Raw genomic sequence first — 22,803 nt, 5'->3', positions numbered from 1 at the left:
GGGCCCGGTGTCAGGTGAGCTGGTGGCCCGAAAGGAAGGACCATACCTCCGTGGTGGCGTCCAACGAATAGGACGTCGCCTCGGCAGAGTCCGAGGCCGCTCCTGACGCCCCGGAGGCGTCACCCGGCCACGTGTGTCCGCCGTCGCCGACCCGCAGGTGCACCACCGAGGTACCCGGCGAGCACATCGGCCACTGCTGACGACGGACGTCTCCTGCCAGGGCGGTGGTCACCGGGGTGCTCTGGCAGTGGTTCCTGCTGGCAACGTCCTCGACCAGGTCCCGGACAGCCATGTAGGTACCGCCGTGGCGCGACCCGCCCTGGTAGTTGATGGTCTCATCCTTGGTCCCGTGGATCTCCAGGAAGGACGGGGCACGGCCGGCGTCCTCCACGCAGTTGGTGCGCGTCCCGCTGTAGTAGGCGCCTGCGACGGAGGCGACTGCGGCGAACAGGCGGGGTTCGCGGCAGGCCAGCTTGGCGACCATGCCGCCACCGTTGGACATCCCCGCAGCGTAGATCCGGGACCGGTCGATGTTGTACGTCGTGTTCAGGGCTGCGAGCATGTCGCGGGTGAAGCGGACGTCCTCACCGTCCTTCGTCTTCGCGTACGGTGCCCCCTCCCAGGAATCCCCGATGCCCTGCATGGACACGGTAATGGCGGGCTTCTCATCGAAACCTGCGTAGTCGTGGAACCCCTGGGCGCTCTCACGGTAGCCGTGGTAGGTCAGCAGCACCGGGTACGGCTTCGCCGGGTCATACCCCTCCGGCACAGACAACACGCCTTCGCGGGTACGGTCACCGCTGCTCAGGGAGATCTTCTTCGAACTTCCCGGCGCGGGACCGTCCAGCTTCGGGCCGTTGCCCAGCTCCGCCTCCGCAGCCGTGGGAACGATGCTCTCCGACGCGGCGACCGCGTTCTCCCGGACCGTCTGCTCCCGGTACTCCTCGAGAGCCGCCTCATTCTCACCCGCCGGCGAATGCCCCACCCACACCAGGGCACCGACCATCACCGTGGCGGTGAGGACGGCCAACGACCTGCCGATCCGACGGCGGACGGGGCTCTGACTGCGGCCACCGTCGTCGCTCTCAGCCGGGCGGGGATCGGGGACCGGACCCGACGTCCGCCGGACCGGGGGCAGGTCTCGGAGATCTTGCGGATTGGACTGTTGCACCCTCCCATTTCTACTGGTCAGGACACTCAGAAGCAACCACACCACGCGCGTCCCCATGTTCTTTTGTCGAATTGTATTGAACATGACAACAGCGATGGTCGGCGCCTATAAGCTGACCGATATGACGTACTTCACGAGACGGCTCCTGACACGGGCCACCGCACTCTCCACGGCAACGGTCATCACCCTCGCAGCGGGCATCACCGGCGCCGCCGCCCAGGGCTCCGACAGCATTCCGGGCATCTCCTGGCCCCCACCCGCCGGCGCGCCCGCCACCACCGACTCCGACCCTTTCTACCTCCCGCCGGACAGCCTGCCCGACACGCCGGGCGAGGTCATCCGCACCCAGGACGCTCCCCAACTGCTCGACCTGGCCGGCACCGACGGGCCCGGTAGCGCGGAGAAGATCCTGTACACCTCCACCACCGAGGACGGGGACCGGGTCGCGGCCAGCGGAGTCGTACTCAAGGCGTCCGGCACGTGGCACGGCAAAGGGCCCGCCCCCACCCTGGTCTATTCACCCGGCACCCGCGGCTCAGGCGACATCTGTGCACCGTCGAGGAGTTCGTACCAGCTTTTCGGGGTCGACACCGGCAACGGTGCGGTCAACCTCAACTACGAATACCCGTTCCACGCCGCAGCCAGTGCGCTGGGCATGAACGTGGTCGTCGTCGACCTCATCGGACTCGGCACCCCCGGTCAGCACACCTACGTCAACAACCCGGAGCAGGGGCAGGCCACTCTCGACGCCGCCCGGGCCGGGCTGTCGCAGCTCGGCCTGCCGTCGGACTCCCCTGTCGGCTTCTTCGGCTACTCACAGGGCGGCGGGTCGGCGGCGTCCGCCGCCGAGATGGCGTCGAGCTACGCCCCGGAACTCAACGTCAAGGGGACGTTCGCCGGCGCGCCGCCTGCTGACCTGCTGGAGGTCGTCGACGCTGTCGACCGTCACGCCATCACCGGGGTTCTCGGCTACGCCCTGAACGGAGCCATGGAACGGCACCCGGAACTGGCGTCTCTGCAGGACGAGTACTTCAACGACCGCGGCAAAGAATTCCTCGCGGACACCAAGGACCGCTGCATCGGTGACTCTGTCGTCCGCTGGGGGTTGACCGACACCCGCACGATGACGAAGGACGGCCGTTCCTTCGGCGAGATCGCCCGCGACGACGAACGTCTGCGCAGCGTCCTGGAGAGCTACAAACTGGCTTCCGCCTACACCGATCTCAACGCCCCCCTCATGATCGCCAACGGTAAGAACGACGACACCATCCCCTGGGGTCAGGCCCGCGAGACCGCCGCACGGTACTGCGAGGCTGGCGGCACCGTCCAGTTCGTCACCGATCCGTTGCCGTCGATCCTCCCGAAGTCCGCGATCAACCACGCGGTGCCGATGCTCACCAACGCCGGGCCTGCGATGAGCTACATGGTGGACCGCTTCAATGATCGGCCCGCGCCCAGTAACTGCGGGCGGTTCTAGGTGCAGGTGGGGTCCGGGGACGGCTCCCCCGGAAGTGTTACCGTGTCGGCGAGAGCTGTCGCGGGAAAACTGCAGGTCACGAAAAGTGTTACCACGACAAACCGGTAACACTTCGACGACCCCCGGGGCCGACGCACCGGCCCGGAGCCTACACCGCAGCATGCCGGTGCCAGCTGGCGAAATCCTCCGCCACCGTCGCCGCAAGTTCCCGGTAGGCACGGAAGGTCGCCGGGGCCAACCGGTCCAGGTCGACCACGCCGCCCTCCGACAGGTGCCGGTCGAACGGGACACCCCGGACCGCCCGCGTCCTCGCCGAGAAATGGGAGACGAGGACCTCCGGGTCTACGGCAGCCTGCCCCGGATGCGCGCCGGACACCACGACCACAGCGTTAGCCACCAGATCCCCGTGACCGTGGTGGTCGAGCCAGTCCAACGTCGCTTCCGCCGATCTCGCGCCGTCCAGTGCCGGGGACGTGACCAGGACCAGCATGTGCGCCAGGTCCAGCACCCCGGTCATGGCCGAGTGCATCAGGCCGGTGCCGCAGTCCGTGAGAATGATGTTGTAGTGGTGTTGCAGGATATCCACGGCACGACGGTAGTCGGATTCACTGAACGCCTCCGAGACAGCCGGGTCCCGGTCCGAGCCGATGACCTCCAGTCTGCTCTGCGCCTGACTCGTGCACGACCTGACCTGTGGGTACCGCGACGCGTCGGGGAGCTCCAGCAGATCCCGGACAGTCGGAGCGGCAGCGGAGGAGTCGTCCACGACCCGCCGTGCCAACGTTCCGAGATCAGGGTTGGCGTCCACGGCGATCACCCGGTCACCGCGTAACGAGGCGAACGTCCCGCCGAGGGCGACGGTGGTGGTCGTCTTCCCCACACCACCCTTGAGACTGAGGACCGCGATCCGGTAGTCGCCGCGCAACGGTGTGCGGATACGTTCCAGCACCTCCCGCTCGGCGGCCTGACCAGTCGACTCCCCCGGATTCACCCGTCCACCGGAAACCCGGTGGACCAGGCGGCGCCACCCCGACGGAAGGGCGGCAGATACCGCGCCGACCATGGCGGATGCGTCGAGTCCGTCGATCTGTGCCGGTGCGTGTGCAGGTACGGTCATAGATGAAAATCCCCCTGTGTGGTGTTCAGGCCGGACCCCCTTGTCGTCCCGGTCCTGGCAACGAGGGTAACTGGTAGTCTTCGCTGTCGGAGGGGATTTCACGTGATTTCACGTGATTTCACGAAAAAACGGGGAGAGGGCGCGGGGACGTGGCGTACCAGGGCACGGCACTGGATGAACATATTCGACGGAACTGGACACCACCGGAGCAGATGACATGGCGTCCGGTACCAGTCACCGCAGACAAGAGGCCGCCGGGACAGGAGGACGGCGAATGGGTGACACTACAGGGACTCCATGTCCCCCGCTCCTGTCTGCGGGAGGACCGCGACGTGGCTCTCGGCGCCTCCACCCATCCCCGCCATACCCGCTACGACCTGGATGCACTGACCCGTTCGCGCCTGCTGCACATCCGTCGGCCGTCGTGGACGCTCGCGGAGTGGAGCGCCGCGGCACAGTGGGGTCTGGAGTACTTCGTCGACAATGCAGACACCTGCGCTCTGACCTCTGGTGTGACCCGTCACGCCCTCGGGCCGGAGGATGTGTCACGGCGTCGACGGACCCGCCAGCTCCTCGCGATACCTGCTGTGCAGACTGACCCGCATTTTCCGCATCTTCAGGTCACACCGCCGATTCTCACGCTCATCCACTGTCTGCAGTCCGTTCTCGGCGAGGGCCACAGCTGGCAGGTGCTCCGCGGCACCGGGCTGAGCGACAACGGCGTCCGCGCGGTACAGCTCATCGACAGTCTGTGCAGGACGTTCAGGATCGACCCGGAGGACCTCCCCGCAGCCTGCGCCCACCACATCAACCAGGATTTTCTGCGCACTGTCGTCGGATTCTGTGACCGGGGTGCCGATTCCCCACCGGAAACGCTGATGCGGCTCATGGTCCGGTCGACTGCCGCAACGGTGACGACGGAGGAGTTCACGAGTCAGCTCGTCGTCCACGCCGACGGCTCAGTGTCCGACCCGGTCCACGGTGGGCCGACCGGACCGGAACGTATCGTGGCACGGCTTGACCTCGGCTGTACGAACCTGAAACTGGCGTTCCAGTACGACGGCTCCGGACATCTGGCGGTGAGCACGCGTGACCGTGACTCCCGTGTCAACACGGAGCTCGGCAACCTGGATTGGCATGTCCTGAGGCTCACATGGGGACATCTGAAGGACCGTGAGTTGCTCCAGACAACGGTGCTGGACGGGATTCGTCTGTGCGAACAACGACGCAGCCAGCGGTAGACCATGCGACCTCCGGAAGTGTTACCACCGGAAAGTGGTAACACTTCCTGTGGTGGCGGTACCGACCGTCACCGGAAATCCCGGGATGAGGATGCCAGGACATCGGCCATTTCCAGGGGTTCGAGTGCATCGGCGGCGATGGTCACCGCACCGCCGGCGTTCTGGGCGATGCCCCTGACCATGAGCATGCGCGCCGTGGTCGCCACCTTCCGCTGCGCCCGCCACAGCCCTGGGGACACCATCACGTTGACCAGGCCGGTCTCATCCTCCATCCCCAGAAAGGTCACCCCACCGGCGGTCATCGGACGTTGACGGTGGGTCACCACCCCCGCGACGAGGATGCGTCGTCCGTTCTCCACCGACAGCAATGAGGACGCCGGCACCACCGGGAAGTTTCCCGGCCAGGCGTCCAGACGAGCCCGCAGCAGTCGGACCGGGTGACCGTCAGCGGTAACCCCGGTGGCGGAGACGTCCGCCGCGGCCAGTTCGAAGGCACTCATCCCGGGCAACGCGGGGGTGGAGACCGTGGAGGTTCCAGGCAGCATCCCGGCGCGCTCAGTGGCTGCGATCCCGGCAGCCCACAGCGCCTGCCGACGGGTGAGCCCCAGACTGTCGCAGGCTCCTGCCCGCGCCAGAGCAGACACCTCGTCCACGGTGAGGCCGGCTTCGCGTGACAGGTCGGCGATCTCGGTGAAGTCGGATCCGCGGTCCAAGCGTGCATTCACCAGCCGATCCGCGGCCTCCTTCCCGATCCCTTTCACCGAGCCCAGACCGAGGCGAATGTCACCGTCTTCCACGGTGGCCTCGACCAGCGAGGCGTTGATGTCCACCGGTCGTACGCCGACACCGTGTCGCCGGGCATCGGCGACCAGTGACTGCGGCGAATAGAATCCCATCGGCTGGGAACGCAGCAGGCCCACACAGAACTCGGCGGGATAGTGGTACTTGAACCAGGCGGAGAAGTACACCAGGGAGGCGAAGGACTGTGCATGTGACTCCGGGAATCCGTAGGACGCGAAGGCGATGATCTTGTGCCAGAGCTTCTCTGCCTCCTTCAGGTCAATACCGTGCAGGTCGCAGGCACCACCGATGAAACGGCCACGCATCTGCTCCATCTTCTCCGGGGACCGTTTTGATCCCATGGAGCGGCGCAGATTGTCGGCCTCGGCGGGGGTGAACCCTGCGACGGCGACAGCCATCTGCATCAGCTGCTCCTGGAACAGCGGAATGCCGTAGGTGCGCCCCAGAACCGGCTTCAGGACGTCTTCGAGTTCCGGCGGGTCGTAGACGACCTCCTCCACCTTGTTGCGTCGGCGGATGTAGGGGTGCACCGAACCACCCTGGATCGGTCCCGGCCGGATCAACGCGACCTCGACGACCAGGTCATAGAACTCCTCAGGCTTCAGCCGCGGCAGGGTGGTGAGCTGCGCGCGGGACTCCACCTGGAAGACCCCCACGGCGTCGGCACGGGCGAGCATGGCAAAAACGTCCGGGTCGGTGGGCTGGAGTTTCCACAGCTCGATATATTCGCCCGTGGTCTCCTTGATGAGGTCAACGATGTGATGCAGCGCCTCGAGCATGCCGAGGCCGAGAAGGTCGAACTTCACCAGTCCGACGGCCTCACAGTCGTCCTTGTCCCACTGCAGGACGGAACGGTCCGCCATGCGTGCCCATTCGGTGGGGACAACGTCGGCAATGGCCCGGTCACAGATAACCATCCCGCCGGAGTGGATCCCCAGGTGACGGGGCTGGCCTTTCAATGAATCCGCCAGGGACGTCACCGGCTCCGGTGGTTCCTCCAACCGACGGGACCACGCGTCGACACGGCCCGGATCGTATCCGAGGGCCCGGGCGGCGTCGCGCAGTGCTCCTTTCCGCCGGTAACTGATGACATTGGCGACCTGGGCCGCATTGTCACGACCGTACCGGGCGTAGACATGCTGGATCGCCTCCTCGCGGCGGCCGGACTCGATGTCGAGGTCGATGTCCGGTGGTCCGTCCCGTTCCGGCGACAGGAAGCGTTCGAAGAGCAGGTCCTGCCCGACGGCATCGACATTGGTGATACCCAGAGCGAAACAGACTGCGGAGTTCGCCGCCGAGCCCCGCCCCTGGCAGAAGATGTTGCTCTTATGGCAGAAGCTGACGATCTCATGGACGATGAGGAAATAACCGGGGAACCCCAGCGACTCGATGATTCCCAGTTCATGGTCAATGGTCGTCCAGGCTTTCGGGTTTTCATCCCTGGTGCCGTAGCGTTTCTCCGCGCCCTTGGTCGTCAACGTACGCAGCCAGCTCATTTCGGTGTGCCCGCCCCCCACCGGGAAATGCGGCAGCTGAGGTGCGATGAGGTTGAGAGTGAAGGCGCATTCCTCGGCGACACGCACACTGGCGTCGACAGCTGCGACAATCCAGTCACAGTCCCCGGCCAGGGAGACCATCTCATCGCCAGAGCGCAGCCAGGTTCCGCCGAGGGGGTGGGTCCGGGGTGTGGCGGCGTAGACGTCCTCCCGTGCGTACAGGGCGGCTTTCGCTCCGGCGAGGCGTGCCTGAGGTGGGGTGGCACAGGTCGCGGCAGTGGAGATGATCTCGGTCACCCCGTGAGCCAGGGCAAGGTCGTGTAGTGCCTGGTTCCGGTCGACATCCGCCGGCCTCATGGTCTGCCCCAGTTCCACCAGGCAGGCATGCACGCCAAACGCCTTGATGATCTCCGTTGCCCGGGGCAGATGCTGGTGATCGATAAGGACGTACCAGCGTCCGTCAGCGGAGTCTGCGAGCTCCCGCAGCGACGGATAGTCCGCTGCGTCCTTGTCTCGACGGGCCATACGGGCATCGGTGATCGTGCGTGAGAGTCGCCTGTACCCCTCCTGACCACGGCAGAGAACGGTCAAGGGCGCCGAATCAGTGCCGAAGACGGAGAGCTCCGCGCCGAAGACCGTGGGCAAAGCGGCCTCTGCAGCGGCAGTGGCCAGCCGGGCCGCCCCGTAGAGACCATCCCGGTCGACCACGGCGAGAGCTGTGAGTCCCAGGTCCACCGCTGCCGCCACGTAGTCCTCGGGATCGCTGGCACCGTGGAGGAAGTTGTAGGACCCGGCAGCATGCAATTCGGCGAAAGCGGTGGCGGACCGGACACCCGGAACAGCGGCACCGACGGATGTACCGGAGCTTTCCCCGACGATCCGCAGTGGCCCGACGTCGATACCAGAGAGGATGCGTTCCAGGCGCGACCAGCTAAGCGCTCGACCGTTACTGAACATATGTTCGATACTAGCGCACGTGCCGGACATGGCACACTCTGTAGACATGGACAGCAACGTGGACGATCTCGACCAGGTCGGCGCACGCCTGCGCGCCACGAGACAGCAGCTCGCAATGACCATCGCCGACGCCGCCGAGGCCACAGGCATCTCCCGCAGCACCCTGTCGCGGCTGGAGAACGGCGGCCGGCGCCCCACCCTGGAGCTACTCATGCCCCTCGCCCGGCTGTACCGCGTGGCACTCGACGACCTGGTCGGCGCCCCACAGACCGGGGATCCCCGGATCGACATCCGCCCGTTGTACCGCGGCGGCGCGGTACACCTGCGTCTCGGCGGAGACGGGGAGCAAGGGGTGATCGCATTCAAACACGTGATCCCAGGCGTCGCCGCCGACCGACGGCCCGAAAAAGCACCCCGTCAGCACAGCCACCCCGGCAGAGAATGGGTATTCGTCCTGGCTGGAACCCTGCGACTGGTCCTCGATGGCCAGGAGTACCTGATCAACCCCGGTGAGGTCGCGGAGTTCGAGTGCACGGTCCCCCACTGGTTCGGTGCCGGTGGCGACACCGCCGTCGAGTATCTCGGGCTCAGCAGCCCCGGCGGAGAAAAAGTGCACCTGACACCGAAAACCAACTAGACAGAGCGGTCCATCCTCCTGTAGTACTACTACCATTGCGCGAAACCCCGCTACCCCCATGACGTCCCCAGGAGGACCCCTTGATCACGCGTCTGAAGAAGGCCGCCGTCGTTGGCGCCGTCGCCACTCTCTCTGCGGCCGGCCTGACCGCCTGCATGAGCGACGGCAACGACGAGAACAGCGACACCATCCGTATCGGCTCCACCGAGGCTGACAAGAGCCAGTGGCAGGTCTTCGAGCAGAAGGCAGAAGAGGAAGGTGTAGACGTCGAGGTCGTCTCCTTCACCGACTACAACGTGCCGAACCAGGCTCTCACTGAAGGTGATCTGGACGTCAACCAGTTCCAGCACATCCAGTTCCTTGCAGAGTCCAACGTCGCCTCCGGCAACAATCTCGTGCCCTTCGGCGCCTCTCAGACCTTCCCCATGGGCGTTTACGCGAAAGACTTCTCGAGCGTGGAAGAAATCGCCGACGCCGGAGACGTCGTCATCCCGAACGATTCCACCAACCAGGGTCGCGCCATCAAGGTACTCGCCTCCGCCGGACTGGTGACGTTGCGTGACGACGAGCTGCTCACTCCGACCCCGGCCGACATCGTCACCGAGGACTCTGATGTCACGGTCACCCCGGTCGACGCCTCACAGACCGCCGTCGCCTACAACGACGGGCAGGCTGCAGTAATCAACAATAACTTCCTGGAATCAGCTGGCGTCAGCGCCAACGATGCAGTGTTCAAGGACAATCCGGACGATCCCGCCTCCCAGCCGTACATCAATGTCTGGGTGACCACCGAGGAAAACAAGGACAACGAGGACTACCAGAAGCTCGTCGAGATCTGGCACTCTGACGAGGTCCAGGAGGCTGTTGCCAACGACACCGCAGGAACGGCCGTCAAGGCTGAGAACACCCCTGAAGAACTCGAGGACATCCTCGCCGACACCGAGCAGAAGATCCGCGAGCAGGAGAGCTCGGATGAGTAGTGGGACCAGCGGCACCGCCGTCGAGTTCCGCAACGTCGGGAAGGTCTTCTCCCAGGGGAAGAAGTCCGTCACCGCGCTGGAGGACGTGTCGATCACCGTTCCGTCCGGCTCTATCGTGGGCATCATCGGCTACTCCGGTGCCGGCAAGTCCACACTGGTCCGGCAGATCAATGGACTGGACAAACCCACCAGTGGCCAGGTCCTGCTCGACGGGCAGGACATCGTCCCGCTCAACGAACGGGAACTGCGGGGAATCCGCCGCAACATCGGCATGATCTTCCAGCAGTTCAACCTGTTGAGCTCCCGCACCGTCGCCGGCAACATCGCCTACCCATTGAAACTGCAGGGTATGGGCAAAGCCGAGCGTGAGGCACGGGTGAAGGAACTGCTGGACTTCGTCGGACTCTCCGATAAGGGCCGGTCCTATCCTGAGCAGCTTTCGGGAGGTCAGAAGCAGCGCGTGGGCATCGCCCGCGCACTGGCGACCAACCCCTCCCTGCTACTGGCCGACGAAGCGACGTCCGCGCTGGACCCCACCACCACCCGCGAGGTCCTGGAACTGCTGCGTAAGGTCAACGAGGACCTCGGCATCACCATCGTGGTGATCACACACGAGATGGAAGTCGTGCGCACCATCGGTGACCGGGTGGTCGTCATGGAGAACGGACACGTCGTCGAACAAGGCTCCGTGTACGAGGTCTTCTCTCAGCCCCAGACCGAGACCGCGGCGAACTTCGTGGCCACCTCCCTGCGTAACACTCCTGACATGGTGGAATCCGAAGCGCTGCAGCACCAGAGCGGACGGCTCTTCACCGTCACCATGAAGGAGGGTGCGGGGTTCTTCCACGCGATCTCCGAGGTGGAACGGGCCGGTGTGAGCGTGAATATCGTCCACGGCGGTGTGACCACATTGCAGAGCCATTCCTTCGGCCGACTCACGGTGCGTATGACCGCCACCACCCCTGAGGGCGAAGAAGCCGTCGAGACGTTCTACCGCACGCTGTCCGCCACGACCGAGATTGAGGAGATCCGATGAGCTCCACCAGCACTGACACCCTCCTTCTCGCCAAGGACACCAACTGGGACTTCCTGACACCCATCTACCAGGACGCCATTGTCGAGACGCTCTACATGGCGATCTGGGGACTGGTCATCGGTGGCGTCGTCGGACTGGTCCTCGGCATCCTGCTGTACACCACCCGAGGTGGTGGAGTGCTGGCCAACCGTCCGGTGTTCTGGGTCCTGAACATCCTGGTCAACATCGTCCGACCGATCCCGTTCATCATCCTGCTGACCGCTCTGGGGCCACTGACGAAGATCGTGACCGGGTCGATTCTGGGCATCAACGCCGCGACCTTCGCGATCATCATCGCCGCTTCCTTCGGTGCCGCCCGCATCGTGGAACAGAACCTCGTGTCGATCGACCCTGGTGTCATCGAGGCCGCCCGGTCGATGGGAGCTGGTCCGTTCCGGATCATCTTCACCGTCATCATCCCCGAAGCTCTCGGACCGTTGATCCTGGGTGCGACATTCATGTTCATCGCGATCATCGACATGTCCGCCATGGCGGGTTACATCGGTGCCGGTGGTCTGGGTGACTTCGCGATCCAGTACGGTTACCGCGCCTTCGACAACAACGTCACCTACGTTGCACTGATCACGATCATCGTGATCGTGCAGGCCGCACAGCTGCTCGGTAACTGGCTGGCCCGCCGGATCATGCGCCGGTAACAATCCGGTCACAATATGGGATCTCCCGGTCATTAGCAGTGTTTTTCACTGTACTGCCGGGTATTCTCTGACCTCGTGAGTACAACCGCAGACACCCGTCCCACCAGACGTCGCGTCGCCACCGTCGGCGCCGCACTGGTCGGCGGGTGCCTCTGCGTATCGCTGGTCTCGTGCTCCGGCACCGACCAGTCTCCTCGGGACGAGGAGGTCACGGCGGTCAGCGCCGCCACCGGAACTGCCCAGCACACGGCAGAGCTCGATGCCCCCGGGGCAGAGCTCAGCTCCCCGGTCCCCCGCGCGTCGAATGAATCCGGCCCACTGACCGGATCACAACCACTGGATGTCCTCCCTGAGGAAGACACCGAGGTAACTGTCTCGGAGGTCCGTACGGGGAGTCACGAGAGCTTCGACCGGATCGTCATCGAGCTCGACGGTAAGGGGGCCCCGGGCTGGTACGTCTCCACCGACAAGGCTCCCACCGCTGACGGCTCCGGCCTCCCGATCAGTTACGAGGGCGATACCGCACTGGTGATCGACGTCCGCGGCGTGCAGATGCCCAGCAACGCCACGGGTGATCCTGCCCCGGTCCACAACGTCGCCGAAGGCGTCGTCCGTTCAGCGGATGTCCAGGGTGTTTTCGAGGGGATGCAGCGTATCGTCATCGGCCTCGCTGATGACAACCCCACCTACAATGTCACCCTGTTGGACTCTCCGACCCGCATCGTGGTGGATGTCACGCGGCGGAACTGACCTCCGCACGGACGTCGACCGCAACCCATGACCTTCCGTCCTTGGGACGGTCGCCGCAGGACGAGACGACGGGATGACAGGTCTGCGACTCCAACGTGACGATCCAGGATTCCCCGGCCCGCCAAACCCGGACCATGGGATTGCGTCGCGCATGCTTGTCTTTCTTGTCTTTCCGGCGGCCGAGTCCGTGAGCCGTCGCCGCGTCCTTCACCGCGCGTTCATAGTCACGTACCGCATCGAAATGCCCGCTGCGGTGCAGCTCCTTGAGTTCGGAGTACCGCCCGGTCGCCTTCATCTCGATCCGTTGGGTCATCAGCTCACCGGCACGACGGCGGAGCGCAGGATCCACCGCGTCAGAGAATGCAGCATAGGCCTCAGCCGAGGAGACTCCGGCTCCCCCTGCATTCCGGGAGAGCGCGGCGGTCTCCTCCGGAGCCGTGTACTTCTCCACGGTCAGCTCACCCAACGCAGGAGGCTCCCCCTGTGATTCAAGTAGCGCGGCCACGGCCAGCTCGGCGACCTGGCCCGGCGAGTCGAAGGTTCCTCTCCCCCGGTTTCCCGTAACAGGCAGCCGACCGTCGGCGACGGCTTCCATCATCGCCGAGGCACCGGGGACGTCGAGGTCTCCGAAAGAATAGTTGTGTGGCAGGAGAATCATCGACGGAGCAAACCGGTGACCCTTGGTGTGTGACGACTCCCAGACATTCTCACCGGTGTCCCCGCCGTACCGCTCAGCCAGAGCCGCTGCCATGGGACGCCCTTTCACCGCACAGCACTGGTCACGTTTTCCATGGGTACAGACCAGCAGGAGGGGATGGTCCACCCGCATGGCACCGGGAACAGCCCCGGGCGCCGAGAGGTCCACCTCCAACAGGTCACGCACCCCGCCGGGGAGTTCGAGACGTTCGAGTGTCGGCGGGGTAGCTCCAGCATCGGCGATGAAGGCCACTGCCGCGCTGTCCTCACCGGCACTGACTTGTCCTGCCCGACCGGGGCGTCGGATGAACTGCAGTTGCGCACGGTACTTCTTGAGCCAGCGTTTCACCTGGCCGGCAAGGTCTTTCCCCAGCGCATCTCCGTCGAGAATGTCCCTCCCCCACCCGTGCGGGTACTCGACAGCAACGATCAACCGCCCCGTCTTCACTGTTCCGGGTAGGGGCTCCCGGGTGATGTCGGAACACAGTCCCGACCGGGGGTTCCGTGTGGTGGGCATGGCACTGATTCTAGTACGTCGCCACTAATACGTGGCTTCGATCCGCCACGCCCTGCCCCGGCACACCAGCAGGAACGCCGACGGTTCATCGGTGGCGACCTGAAGCCTGGCGTACCTGCGTGCCGCACCACTCTCCGACCACCACATCTCGTCGACCGGCCAGGGGCCGGCCCATCCCGTCAGGCGGTGGACCGTGCCGCCCCACCGCAACGCCACCGGCGGGCTGCTCATCACCCCGCGGCCGGTGACCCACACCGGTTCACCAGTGTCGTCCAGAAGCTGGACAGAAGAGGCGGGATGCCGTGGCCCGGGCGCCCGGAGTCGGTCTGTGGTCGACGACTCCTGCGATACCGGCAACCCCACCGGTGCCCCTACGAGGGCAGGCAATGGTGCAGGGAGCTCCCCGTCCCAGGCCCGGTCGCGCACGGCGGTGACCTCCTCAGGGTCCTGCTCACCGTACGGCACCGACACCACACGTCCCGCCACGGCCCGGCCACCACGGTGGACCGGGCGCAGCACCCCACGGGTACCGATCAACGCCTGGGCACGCGCTGCGGCGGCCCGCGCTGCACGGATGCCCACATCCGGACCTCCCCAGAGAGCCTCAGCCACCTCACCGGCGGGCACGCACTCCACCGGAACCAGGTCGATCGCACTGATCCCTCCGACGCCGTCCGGTGTGTCCGGGAGGTGGGCGCGCACCCTGGTGAGCCACCCGTCCAACTGCCAGCGCACCCGTTGGGCGGTATCCTCTTCCGCCAAAGGTTCCCGGCACCTCCACAACCGTTCGACCACCACTGGTCCGTCGTATCCCGCAGGCGGGTCCAGATGAGCGCGGACCGCCAGGCGTAGGCAGACCTGCCCCGTCTCCGCCAGACGCTCATGCAGACGGACGGCCGCCTGGCGTGCAAGGAACGCTGCCGTCCCGGTGTCTGCAACCGGCTCCTCTGGCTCAATCCGCACCTCCACCGGGACAGCGGTGCGTTCCGGGGAGACCGGACGTTCCGGCTCACCGGAGGCGATCCGGTGCCAACGCACCCCTTCCTCACCGAACCGTCCGGCGACATCGGAGACCGGCAACGCCGTGAAATCACCCAGCGTGCGGATACCCAACTGTGCCAGGACCGACACCATCTCCCGTGGGGCACCCAATGATCTTTCGGCGACCAGCACCTGCAACGGGAGGCCCGCCAGATAGTCCCGGGAGCCCCCCGTGGACACCTGCCGTCCCTCCCTGGCAGCCCACACCGCGGTGACAACCTCGTCGGCCGCGCCGGCCAGACAGTCCGCCCCGACCCGGGCCGCGGCGTCCACCAGCAACTCCACGGCCGTTGCCTCGTCGCCGTAGTAGCGCACCAGGGAGGAGGCGGAGAACGCCAGCAACCCCGGCCGTAGCGTCTCCACCCCGGCGGCAACGGCTTCCAGAGCGAGGAGAACCTCCTCGTGTGCCTCAGCCTCCGACGACTCCTCCACCTCACCGACCTGCAGAGCCGGGCACGTGCCCACCGCATGTCTCTCTTTCATGCCCTGACGCACCCCGGCCCGGCGCGCCGCGGCATTCGCCGCATGCACCCGGTGATTGTCCACCACCGCAGCAGGCGCAAGCAGGTCCCACCCCCGGCGCAGAGCCACGGTGTACACCGGCCAGTCGGGGAACCACAGGACCACGACACGATGCGTACTCACAACACCTTCTCCTTCAGAAGCTGGGTCTGCCGCAGGTCGACTGCCGCATCATCCGCCCCCACAGAGCCACGGAACGTCTGCGGGGGCTGGCCCTGCCCCCACGCCTTGCCGACCACCGATATGCCGCGCACCCGGCCTGACCCCACACCGAGCCCGGTGACCCCCTCGGTACTCCAGGACAGATGGAGACGTGCCCCCGGCCACGACCTGACACCGGCACAGACGACCAGAGCACACCGACTCCTGCGCAGACGCGCCTCCACCGGACGGGCCACAGACGGGGCCACTGCCGACGGCGCCGCGTACACGACCATGTCCACCCCCTCGACCAGGGTGCCCACGACAGCTGTCGCATGCGGCGTCGGATCCGGGACGAGAATCAACCGCTCCAGATCCCCGCCACCGGCGGCCACCGCCGCCAACGCCAGACGCGGATACCCGACGACCGCCGCACACCCACCGTCCGCAGTCAGGGTGGTCAACAGATCCACGAGTGCTGCAGGGCAGTCGTCCACGGCAGTCACCGCGCCCCGTGGGAGACCTCCTGCCACCAGCACGCCCGACAGCCACCCTGGCACCGGGACACGCGAGACATGTTCAGCCTCCTGCAGGTCGGCAGTGGTGTCCCCGCCGCCGTCGCCGATCGTCGCGATCCGGCTCCGGAGCTCAGCGACGATCGCTCCACGGTCTCGCACACCCGTTCCCTGGGCATCCTCCACGACCTGCTCCACGAACCTCACCTCCTTGTCCTGCCAGTGATCCACGACCATTCCAGCCACGGCCACGATACGAGGACGTTCCGACACGCACCGTCCGACGACTGGAACTATTAGAACACCCGTTCTAGTGGTGTCAGACTATTCCTCCCTCGGGTGACCGTCAAACGCCACCCTCCGACTACGATGGACAGCCATGGCACGCAGCACGAAGCCCTCCGGCAAGCACCCCGTCAACCCCACCCCCGTCACCCCACGCCCCCTGCGTGCCGGCGTCGCGATCCTCATCGGTGCCGGTGTGGGGGCACTGGCAACTCCACTGTCCACGGGGTTCCGCGTGGTCCTGATGCTGGCCTTCCTCGCTGCCGGCCTTCTCTGGCTCTTCAGCCACCCTTACCGTCGCGACGTCCGCGCTGCCGTCGAAGCACGTGGGGACCGTTACACCACCCGCATCAAGCAGGTCGTCCCACTGTTCCCGATCTGGCTCGCACTGATGCTCGTCCCCGCCTTCGAATTCGGCAACTGGGCCATCGCCGTCATCGCCTGGGCGGTCGCCGGCGTATACGCCTGGCAGGTCGTCCCCCGGATCGACGGCACCCGGGAACTCGAGGACCTCGCCGCCGTCGACGCCCGCGACGCCTGAGCCAGCTGAGCCGCAGCCCGACGGACAAACACAGAACCCCCTTTCCCCGGACACACCGTCCAGGGAAAGGGGGTCACCTGTGTCAGGTCACTCCCACTCGATGGTTCCCGGCGGCTTGCTCGTGACGTCGAGCACCACACGGTTGACCTCTGCCACCTCGTTGGTGATCCGGGTCGAGATCCGCTCCAGCGTCTCGTAGGGCACCCGCGTCCAGTCCGCCGTCATGGCGTCCTCACTGGTCACCGGGCGCAGGACGACAGGATGACCGTAGGTGCGGCCGTCTCCCTGCACACCCACCGAACGCACGTCGGCGAGTAGAACGACCGGGCACTGCCAGATCGTATTGTCCAGACCGGCGGCAGTCAGCTCGGCACGCGCAATGGCGTCCGCGGCACGCAGGGTCTCCAGGCGGTCCTCGGTGACTTCACCGATGATGCGGATACCCAGCCCCGGTCCGGGGAACGGCTGACGTCCGACAATGACCTCGGGCAGCCCCAGCTCACGTCCCACGGCACGGACCTCGTCCTTGAACAGCAGTCGCAGCGGCTCGACAAGGGTGAATTCCACGTCGTCCGGCAGGCCACCGACATTGTGGTGGCTCTTGATGTTGGCGGTACCCGATCCTCCACCGGACTCCACCACATCGGGGTACAGGGTCCCCTGGACGAGGAAGTCCACCGATGACCCCTCCGGCGCATCCTCCAGCACCCCGGCGACAGCGCGCTCAAAGGAACGAATGAACTCCGCACCGATCGCCTTACGCTTCGCCTCCGGGTCGGTGAGCCCGGAGAGCTTGTCCAGGAACGCCGCCCGCTCATCCAGGGTAACCAGCTTCGCACCCGTAGCGGCAACGAAATCATGCTCGACCTGCTCACGCTCGCCCGCGCGCAGCAGACCGTGGTCGACGAAGACACAGGTCAGTCGATCACCGATGGCCTCCTGCACGATCGCCGCAGCCACCGCGGAGTCCACCCCGCCGGACAATCCACAGATGGCGCGCCCGTCGGGGCCGACCTGCTCTCGGACGGCCTCGACGAGCTGCTCGGCGATGTTACCTGCGGTCCAGGTAGGCTCCAGACCCGCGACGTCGTAGAGGAAGCGGGTCAGCACCTCCTGGCCGTGCGGTGAATGCTGGACCTCCGGGTGGTACTGGACGCCTGCCATGCGCTTGTCCAGGCATTCGAAAGCCGCCACCGGTGCACCGTCGGAGTGCGCAGTGACGGTGAATCCCTCAGGAGCCTCACTCACCGCGTCACCGTGGCTCATCCACGCCTGGTGCGTGGATTCGAAACCGGTGTGCAGCGAACCACCGTCGACCGAGATCTCGGTACGGCCGTACTCACGGTCGCCGGTGTGCGAGACGGTGCCACCGAGGGCATGTGTCATCGCCTGGAAGCCGTAGCAGATGCCGAGAACCGGAACACCGAGCTCCAGCAGTTCCTTCTGCAGCGCCGGGGCGCCATCGGCGTAGACGGACGACGGCCCGCCGGAGAGGATCAGGGCCGCCGGGTTCTTCGCGGCCACCTCCTCGACAGGCATGGAGTGGGGAATGACCTCGGAGTACAGCCGTGCCTCACGCACACGACGTGCGATGAGCTGCGCGTACTGGGCACCGAAGTCGACGACCAACACAGGACGTGGAACGGGCCGGGGTTCAGGACGGGGACTGCCGGCGGATGTGCCGGACTGCTGCTGATGTGTCACGACGCTTACTCTACCGAACGCCCCACCTGCCGTTAGCGTCGGTGGCTGACAACCCCTGTCGTCCAGAGTTCATCCGCCGTTCACTTCAGGACTTCACGAACCGGGGTGAACCCCATACACTCTCAGGGGAGTACCCCACGACACGTCGTCGACCATGAATGGAGCCCCACGTGCCGGCAGAGGTCACCGACCGCTCACCCGCCTCCACCGTTACCAACGACACGGAGGCAGGCGAGGTCACCAGCACCGCCCCACCCGAACCGGTGCGCAGCCCACTCACCCGCCTTGGACTCCGCGGACGTCCCCTCGCCTGGGCAAACTGGTTCTGCGTGGCCCTGGGAATCTACCTCCTGATCACCGCAGTCTCCGTGGTGGGTGGCGGGTTCAAAGCCGCTACCGGCGGCCAGGCCGAGGAACTCTTCTCCTTCGCCTCCAACCCCCTGGTCGCACTCATGATCGGACTGCTGGCCACTGCGCTGATCCAGTCCTCCACCACCGTGACCGCGATCATCGTCGGTCTCTGCGCAGGTGGTCTTCCCATGGCCACCGCAATCCCCATGCTCATGGGCGCCAATGTCGGGACCACGCTCACCAGCACACTGGTGAGCCTCGGCATGGTCCGCGACCGCGAGTCCTTCCGCCGGGCATTCGCCGCCGCCTCCATCCACGACTTCTACAATCTGCTCGCCGTGGTGATCTTTCTCCCGCTGGAGCTGGCCTTCGGCATCCTCGAGAAAAGCTCACACTGGCTGTCCACGCAGATGGCAGGCAGTGACGGTGGCATCCTCGCCGCAGTCTTCGGCAGCCTGGGCAACGCGGTGACCGGTGTCACCGATCCCCTGGGCAACGTCATCGCCGCGGCCTTCGCCCCCGTCCCCGGCCCCTGGGACGGAATCATCCTGATCCTCCTGGGAATCGCCATGATCCTGGCGGTCATCAGCATCATCGGCACGCTGTTGAAGGTGGTGATGGTCGGACGCGCCAAGCAGATCCTGCACACTGCCATCGGACGTGGACCGGTCTCCGGAATCGCCTCAGGCACCCTGATCACCGTGATGGTCCAGTCCTCCTCCACCACCACATCGTTGATCGTCCCCCTCGCCGGTTCCGGCACCTTCTCCCTCCGCCAGGTCTATCCGTTCACCCTCGTCGCGAACGTCGGCACCACTCTTACCGCGCTGATCGCCGCCTTCGCCTTCAGCGGCCCGGAAGCACAGTTCGCATTACAGGCGGCGCTGGTGCACGTCCTGTACAACGTCTTCGCACTGCTGGTGATCTACGGACTGCCCTTCCTGCGGTGTCTTCCCCCGGCCGGCGCCTCGACCCTCGCCCGTCTCGGCTCCAGGAACAAGATGTACGTGGCCGTCTGGGTCATCGGGGTCTTCCTCGTCCTGCCCGCCACCCTCATTCTGCTGACGGTGCTTCTGTGACAACCCCCGACCCCGCCGAAAACCAGCTCGAACGCATTCTCATCGACGCTGAAGACGCCCTGCAGGCTCTACGTGAGGAACTTGCCGAACACCGTCGGCTACGGGAACAGCATGACGCCGTCGAACAACTCCCCCACCTGCTCAACGCATCATCGGAGAAGTGGAGCAACGCCCGACTGTTCTTCGACGAACTGCGGGAGGAACTCCGCGCGAACCGTCAGGCCGAAGACACTGCCTCGGACGGGGACGGCAGAGACGCCGGCTGACCGGCAGAGACCGTTACCTCTGCCGCGCGAGCGAAGGGAGCGGCGTCAGCGGACCGCCAACGGGACCTTCTGGAAGCTCTTCAGGTCGGTGTAACCGCACTTGGCCATCGACCGTCGCAGCCCACCGACGAGGTTCTCCTCGCCGTAGGGGTTGTCTGTGGGACCGAACAGCAGCTTCTCCAGTGGCAGAGTCTCACGGGAACCGAAGGTGCCGTACACTGCTTCCGCCTCGCCACGAGGGAGGCTGGGGTGTGCGGCCACCGAGGGCCAGAAATGGCCACGCCCGCCGGAGGTGTCCGCCATGGCCAACGGTGCCCCGAGAGAAACGGCATCCGCACCACAGGCGATCGCCTTGGCGATGTCACCGGCGACCTCCATATGCGAGTCGGCGATGACGTGGACGTACCGGCCCCCCGTCTCGTCCAGGTAGTCCAGTCGGGCAGCGGCGGCGTCGGCGACCGCGGAGGCCATAGGGACGTCGATCCCCAACGCTTGACTGTTCGTCGTCGTGCCCGAGCCTACGATGACCCCGGCCGCCCCGGTCCGCATGAGGTGCATCGCGGTGGTGTAGTCCACCACCCCGCCGGCGATGACGGGGACGTCCACAGATCCGATGAACTCCTTGAGGTTCAGCGGTTCGCCGTTGGAGTACACGTGCTCTGCGGAGACCAGCGTGCCCTGAATCACCAGCAGGTCGATACCCGCCTTGATCAACGCCGGGGCGAAGTCACGGGCATTCTGCGGGGAGACCCGCACACCGAACGTCACGCCGGAGTCCCGGACCTCAGCAAGTCGTTCCGCCAGCAGACCGTGGTCCACCGGTGCAGCGTGCAGCTCCTGGAGCACGCGTTGTGCGGCGTTGTCCGGTGCCGGAAGCCCCAGAGGATCGGAGTCACCGGCAGCCGCGCGGACCTTCCCGAGGGCACCCTCGAGGTCACGGTGGCGTCCCCACAGGCCTTCCGCGTTGATGACCGGCAGGCCGCCGAGACGGCCGAACTCCACGGCGAACTCCGGGGTCACCACGGCATCCGACGGATGCGCCATGAAAGGAATGTCGAAACGGTAGGCGTCGATGCGCCAGGTCGTGTCGACATCGTGGGACGACCGGGTACGCCGTGACGGCACGATGTTGATCTGGTCGAATCCGACGACGCGGCGCGCCGACCGCCCCATCCCGATGTTCACCTGTTCCTGCATGGGTACCTGGTTCCTAACGCTGGTAGTAGTTCGGGGCTTCGACGGTCATCTGGATGTCGTGCGGGTGCGACTCACGCAGGCCCGCACCGGTGATCCGGACGAAGTGTGCGTCGTTGAGGTCCGCGACCGTCCGTGAACCGGTGTAGCCCATGGCTGCACGAAGCCCTCCGACCATCTGGTAGATGATGGTCTCCACGTTGCCACGGAACGGGATCCGGCCCTCGATACCTTCGGGGACCAGCTTCTCCTCGCTGGTGACGTCGGCCTGGAAGTAACGGTCCTTGGAGTAGGAACGCTGTTCACCATGCAGCCCACGGCCCTTCATGGCGCCGAGCGAGCCCATGCCGCGGTACATCTTGTACTGCTTGCCGTTGATCACGGTGATCTCGCCGGGGGCCTCACTGGTGCCTGCGAGCAGGGAGCCGAGCATCACCGACGACGCACCGGCGGCCAGGGCCTTGGCGATGTCGCCGGAGTACTGCATGCCGCCGTCGGCGATAATCGGCACACCGGCCTTGCGTGCGGGGACGGCCGCCTCGAGGATTGCGGTGATCTGCGGGGCACCGACGCCCGCGACAACGCGGGTCGTGCAGATCGAGCCGGGGCCGATACCGACCTTGATGGCGTCCGCTCCGGCGTCGATCATGGCTTCGGCAGCACCACGGGTGGCGAGGTTACCGCCGATGACGTCGACACGGTCGCCGAACTCCTTCTTGACCCGTGAGACCATCTCCAGCACCCCGGTGTTGTGGGCGTGCGCGGTGTCGACGACCAGAGCGTCCACCCCCGCGTCGACCAATGCCCCGGCACGACGCCAGGAGTCCTCCCCGGTGCCGATGGAGGCACCGGCGAGCAGGCGTCCGGACGCGTCCTTCGCAGCATTCGGGAACTTCTCCCGCTTGGCGAAGTCCTTGACCGTGATCAGACCGGTGAGCACGCCCTCACCGTCGACGATGGGGAGCTTCTCGACCTTGTTCTCACGCAGCAACCGCAGTGCAGCATCGGCTGAGACGCCCTTCTCCGCGACGACCAGTGGCATCGGCGTCATGACGTCGGCGACCTTCGCCGAGAAGTCCTCCTCGAAACGCATGTCGCGGTTGGTGCAGATTCCTACCAGTCGGCCGGAAGCGTCCACAACCGGAAGGCCGGAGATGCGGTAGCGTGCACACATCTCGTCGACCTCACCGATGGTCATCTCCGGCGAACAGGTCACCGGGTCCGTGACCATACCGGCTTCGCTGCGCTTGACGATCTCGACCTGCTCGGCCTGCTCCTCGATCGACAGGTTACGGTGCAGCACACCCATACCGCCCTGGCGAGCCATACCGATCGCCATCCGCGCCTCGGTAACGGTGTCCATCGCCGCGGAGATCACCGGGACATTCAACGTGATGTTGCGGGTGAGCTGGGTCGTCGTCACCACTTCGTTGGGGATGATGTCTGACGCCGCAGGCAGCAGAAGGACATCGTCGAACGTCAGACCGACCAGCTCCACCTTCCTCGGGTCGTCGCCACCAGTGGTCACAAGCTGGGCATCGGTCATGCCGGTCAGGCCTCCTGCATCCTTTACACGTCCGTACCGGAATCAGC

19 protein-coding genes are annotated in these 22,803 nt (G+C 65.8%); 10 read left to right on the top strand and 9 right to left on the bottom strand.

The annotated features are described in order from the left end of the window. Positions 1-10 precede the first annotated feature (10 nt). Positions 11-1,171, bottom strand: a complete 1,161-nt coding sequence (locus CGLY_RS04165) for an alpha/beta hydrolase family esterase (RefSeq protein WP_227590373.1) — start codon at positions 1,169-1,171, stop codon at positions 11-13. A 121-nt stretch (positions 1,172-1,292) separates the two neighbouring features. On the opposite strand from CGLY_RS04165, the gene CGLY_RS04160 reads away from it, so the two are divergent. Next, complete coding sequence (locus CGLY_RS04160; protein ID WP_038551291.1) at positions 1,293-2,648, top strand: lipase family protein; 1,356 nt, start codon at positions 1,293-1,295, stop codon at positions 2,646-2,648. 148 nt (positions 2,649-2,796) lie between these two features. On the opposite strand, the gene CGLY_RS04155 is transcribed toward CGLY_RS04160, so the two are convergent. Beyond that, the gene (locus CGLY_RS04155; RefSeq protein WP_038546520.1) at positions 2,797-3,765 is read right to left on the bottom strand and encodes a MinD/ParA family ATP-binding protein; all 969 of its coding nucleotides are present in this window, start codon (positions 3,763-3,765) and stop codon (positions 2,797-2,799) included. Between the two features lie 149 nt (positions 3,766-3,914). On the opposite strand from CGLY_RS04155, the gene CGLY_RS04150 reads away from it, so the two are divergent. After that, positions 3,915-5,006 carry a hypothetical protein gene (locus CGLY_RS04150; protein ID WP_052539639.1) on the top strand — a complete coding sequence of 364 codons (1,092 nt, stop codon included), beginning with the start codon at positions 3,915-3,917 and terminating at the stop codon, positions 5,004-5,006. 68 nt (positions 5,007-5,074) lie between these two features. Here CGLY_RS04150 and CGLY_RS04145 read toward each other — a convergent pair whose 3' ends face one another. Beyond that, a complete protein-coding gene (locus CGLY_RS04145) occupies positions 5,075-8,260 on the bottom strand; it encodes an error-prone DNA polymerase (RefSeq protein ID WP_038546518.1) in 3,186 nt (1,061 codons plus the stop codon). Positions 8,261-8,306: 46 nt separating this feature from the next. Here CGLY_RS04145 and CGLY_RS04140 point away from each other — a divergent pair, with 46 nt between their 5' ends. The 5 genes from CGLY_RS04140 to CGLY_RS16645 all read left to right on the top strand — a co-directional run bounded on the left by CGLY_RS04140 (position 8,307) and on the right by CGLY_RS16645 (position 12,358). Continuing rightward, positions 8,307-8,897: a helix-turn-helix domain-containing protein gene (locus CGLY_RS04140; RefSeq protein WP_038551286.1), complete on the top strand. Its 591-nt coding sequence runs from the start codon at positions 8,307-8,309 to the stop codon at positions 8,895-8,897. Positions 8,898-8,977: 80 nt separating this feature from the next. Further along, positions 8,978-9,877, top strand: coding sequence for a MetQ/NlpA family ABC transporter substrate-binding protein (locus CGLY_RS04135; protein WP_320406903.1), 900 nt, complete (start codon positions 8,978-8,980; stop codon positions 9,875-9,877). Continuing rightward, positions 9,870-10,913, top strand: coding sequence for a methionine ABC transporter ATP-binding protein (locus CGLY_RS04130; RefSeq protein ID WP_038546516.1), 1,044 nt, complete (start codon positions 9,870-9,872; stop codon positions 10,911-10,913). Before CGLY_RS04135 ends, CGLY_RS04130 begins: the two co-directional genes overlap by 8 nt. Next, entirely contained in the window at positions 10,910-11,608 is a 699-nt protein-coding gene (locus CGLY_RS04125) for a methionine ABC transporter permease (protein WP_038546515.1), read from the top strand. The genes CGLY_RS04130 and CGLY_RS04125 overlap by 4 nt, the downstream gene beginning before the upstream one ends. Before the next feature lie 75 nt (positions 11,609-11,683). Further along, positions 11,684-12,358, top strand: coding sequence for an AMIN-like domain-containing (lipo)protein (locus tag CGLY_RS16645; RefSeq protein WP_052539636.1), 675 nt, complete (start codon positions 11,684-11,686; stop codon positions 12,356-12,358). Here CGLY_RS16645 and CGLY_RS04115 read toward each other — a convergent pair. From CGLY_RS04115 to CGLY_RS04105, 3 genes are read right to left on the bottom strand one after another with little or no spacing between them, the layout of a single operon-like run. Beyond that, entirely contained in the window at positions 12,342-13,571 is a 1,230-nt protein-coding gene (locus tag CGLY_RS04115; protein ID WP_052539634.1) for a sucrase ferredoxin, read from the bottom strand. The two genes, CGLY_RS16645 and CGLY_RS04115, sit on opposite strands and share 17 nt — an antisense overlap. Positions 13,572-13,595: 24 nt before the next feature. Then, positions 13,596-15,257, bottom strand: coding sequence for a Y-family DNA polymerase (locus CGLY_RS04110; RefSeq protein ID WP_052539633.1), 1,662 nt, complete (start codon positions 15,255-15,257; stop codon positions 13,596-13,598). Next, on the bottom strand, positions 15,254-16,063 hold the full coding sequence (locus CGLY_RS04105) for a hypothetical protein (RefSeq protein ID WP_227590371.1): 810 nt from the start codon (positions 16,061-16,063) through the stop codon (positions 15,254-15,256). Before CGLY_RS04105 ends, CGLY_RS04110 begins: the two co-directional genes overlap by 4 nt. 106 nt (positions 16,064-16,169) lie before the next feature. Here CGLY_RS04105 and CGLY_RS04100 point away from each other — a divergent pair, with 106 nt between their 5' ends. Continuing rightward, on the top strand, positions 16,170-16,616 hold the full coding sequence (locus CGLY_RS04100; protein WP_052539631.1) for a hypothetical protein: 447 nt from the start codon (positions 16,170-16,172) through the stop codon (positions 16,614-16,616). A gap of 87 nt (positions 16,617-16,703) precedes the next feature. Here the strand turns inward: CGLY_RS04100 and guaA are convergent, their stop codons facing one another. Beyond that, positions 16,704-18,248: a glutamine-hydrolyzing GMP synthase gene (gene guaA / locus CGLY_RS04095; RefSeq protein WP_038546512.1), complete on the bottom strand. Its 1,545-nt coding sequence runs from the start codon at positions 18,246-18,248 to the stop codon at positions 16,704-16,706. A 242-nt stretch (positions 18,249-18,490) separates the two neighbouring features. Here guaA and CGLY_RS04090 point away from each other — a divergent pair, with 242 nt between their 5' ends. Together CGLY_RS04090 and CGLY_RS04085 are read left to right on the top strand one after the other, a co-directional pair. Beyond that, positions 18,491-19,750 carry a Na/Pi cotransporter family protein gene (locus CGLY_RS04090; protein ID WP_227590370.1) on the top strand — a complete coding sequence of 420 codons (1,260 nt, stop codon included), beginning with the start codon at positions 18,491-18,493 and terminating at the stop codon, positions 19,748-19,750. Next, positions 19,747-20,016, top strand: a complete 270-nt coding sequence (locus CGLY_RS04085; RefSeq protein ID WP_038546510.1) for a hypothetical protein — start codon at positions 19,747-19,749, stop codon at positions 20,014-20,016. Before CGLY_RS04090 ends, CGLY_RS04085 begins: the two co-directional genes overlap by 4 nt. A gap of 45 nt (positions 20,017-20,061) precedes the next feature. On the opposite strand, the gene CGLY_RS04080 is transcribed toward CGLY_RS04085, so the two are convergent. Continuing rightward, complete coding sequence (locus CGLY_RS04080; RefSeq protein WP_038546508.1) at positions 20,062-21,213, bottom strand: GuaB3 family IMP dehydrogenase-related protein; 1,152 nt, start codon at positions 21,211-21,213, stop codon at positions 20,062-20,064. A gap of 13 nt (positions 21,214-21,226) precedes the next feature. After that, complete coding sequence (gene guaB / locus CGLY_RS04075; protein WP_038546505.1) at positions 21,227-22,756, bottom strand: IMP dehydrogenase; 1,530 nt, start codon at positions 22,754-22,756, stop codon at positions 21,227-21,229. Positions 22,757-22,803: the final 47 nt, after the last annotated feature.

Source organism: Corynebacterium glyciniphilum AJ 3170 (assembly GCF_000626675.1).
Classification (GTDB): Bacteria; Actinomycetota; Actinomycetes; order Mycobacteriales; family Mycobacteriaceae; genus Corynebacterium; species Corynebacterium glyciniphilum.
Note: the sequence above shows the minus strand (reverse complement) of the source record. Positions and strands in the feature narration are given on the sequence as shown.

What these genes read in the sequence shown, in the direction of transcription:
- CGLY_RS04145 (WP_038546518.1), bottom strand. Translation starts at nt 8,260, where the DNA reads ATGTTCAGTAACGGTCGAGCGCTTAGCTGGTCGCGCCTGGAACGCATC.
- CGLY_RS04100 (WP_052539631.1), top strand. Translation starts at nt 16,170, where the DNA reads ATGGCACGCAGCACGAAGCCCTCCGGCAAGCACCCCGTCAACCCCACC.
- CGLY_RS04115 (WP_052539634.1), bottom strand. Translation starts at nt 13,571, where the DNA reads ATGCCCACCACACGGAACCCCCGGTCGGGACTGTGTTCCGACATCACC.
- CGLY_RS04160 (WP_038551291.1), top strand. Translation starts at nt 1,293, where the DNA reads ATGACGTACTTCACGAGACGGCTCCTGACACGGGCCACCGCACTCTCC.
- CGLY_RS04140 (WP_038551286.1), top strand. Translation starts at nt 8,307, where the DNA reads ATGGACAGCAACGTGGACGATCTCGACCAGGTCGGCGCACGCCTGCGC.
- guaB (WP_038546505.1), bottom strand. Translation starts at nt 22,756, where the DNA reads ATGACCGATGCCCAGCTTGTGACCACTGGTGGCGACGACCCGAGGAAG.
- CGLY_RS04130 (WP_038546516.1), top strand. Translation starts at nt 9,870, where the DNA reads ATGAGTAGTGGGACCAGCGGCACCGCCGTCGAGTTCCGCAACGTCGGG.
- CGLY_RS04125 (WP_038546515.1), top strand. Translation starts at nt 10,910, where the DNA reads ATGAGCTCCACCAGCACTGACACCCTCCTTCTCGCCAAGGACACCAAC.
- CGLY_RS04080 (WP_038546508.1), bottom strand. Translation starts at nt 21,213, where the DNA reads ATGCAGGAACAGGTGAACATCGGGATGGGGCGGTCGGCGCGCCGCGTC.
- CGLY_RS04155 (WP_038546520.1), bottom strand. Translation starts at nt 3,765, where the DNA reads ATGACCGTACCTGCACACGCACCGGCACAGATCGACGGACTCGACGCA.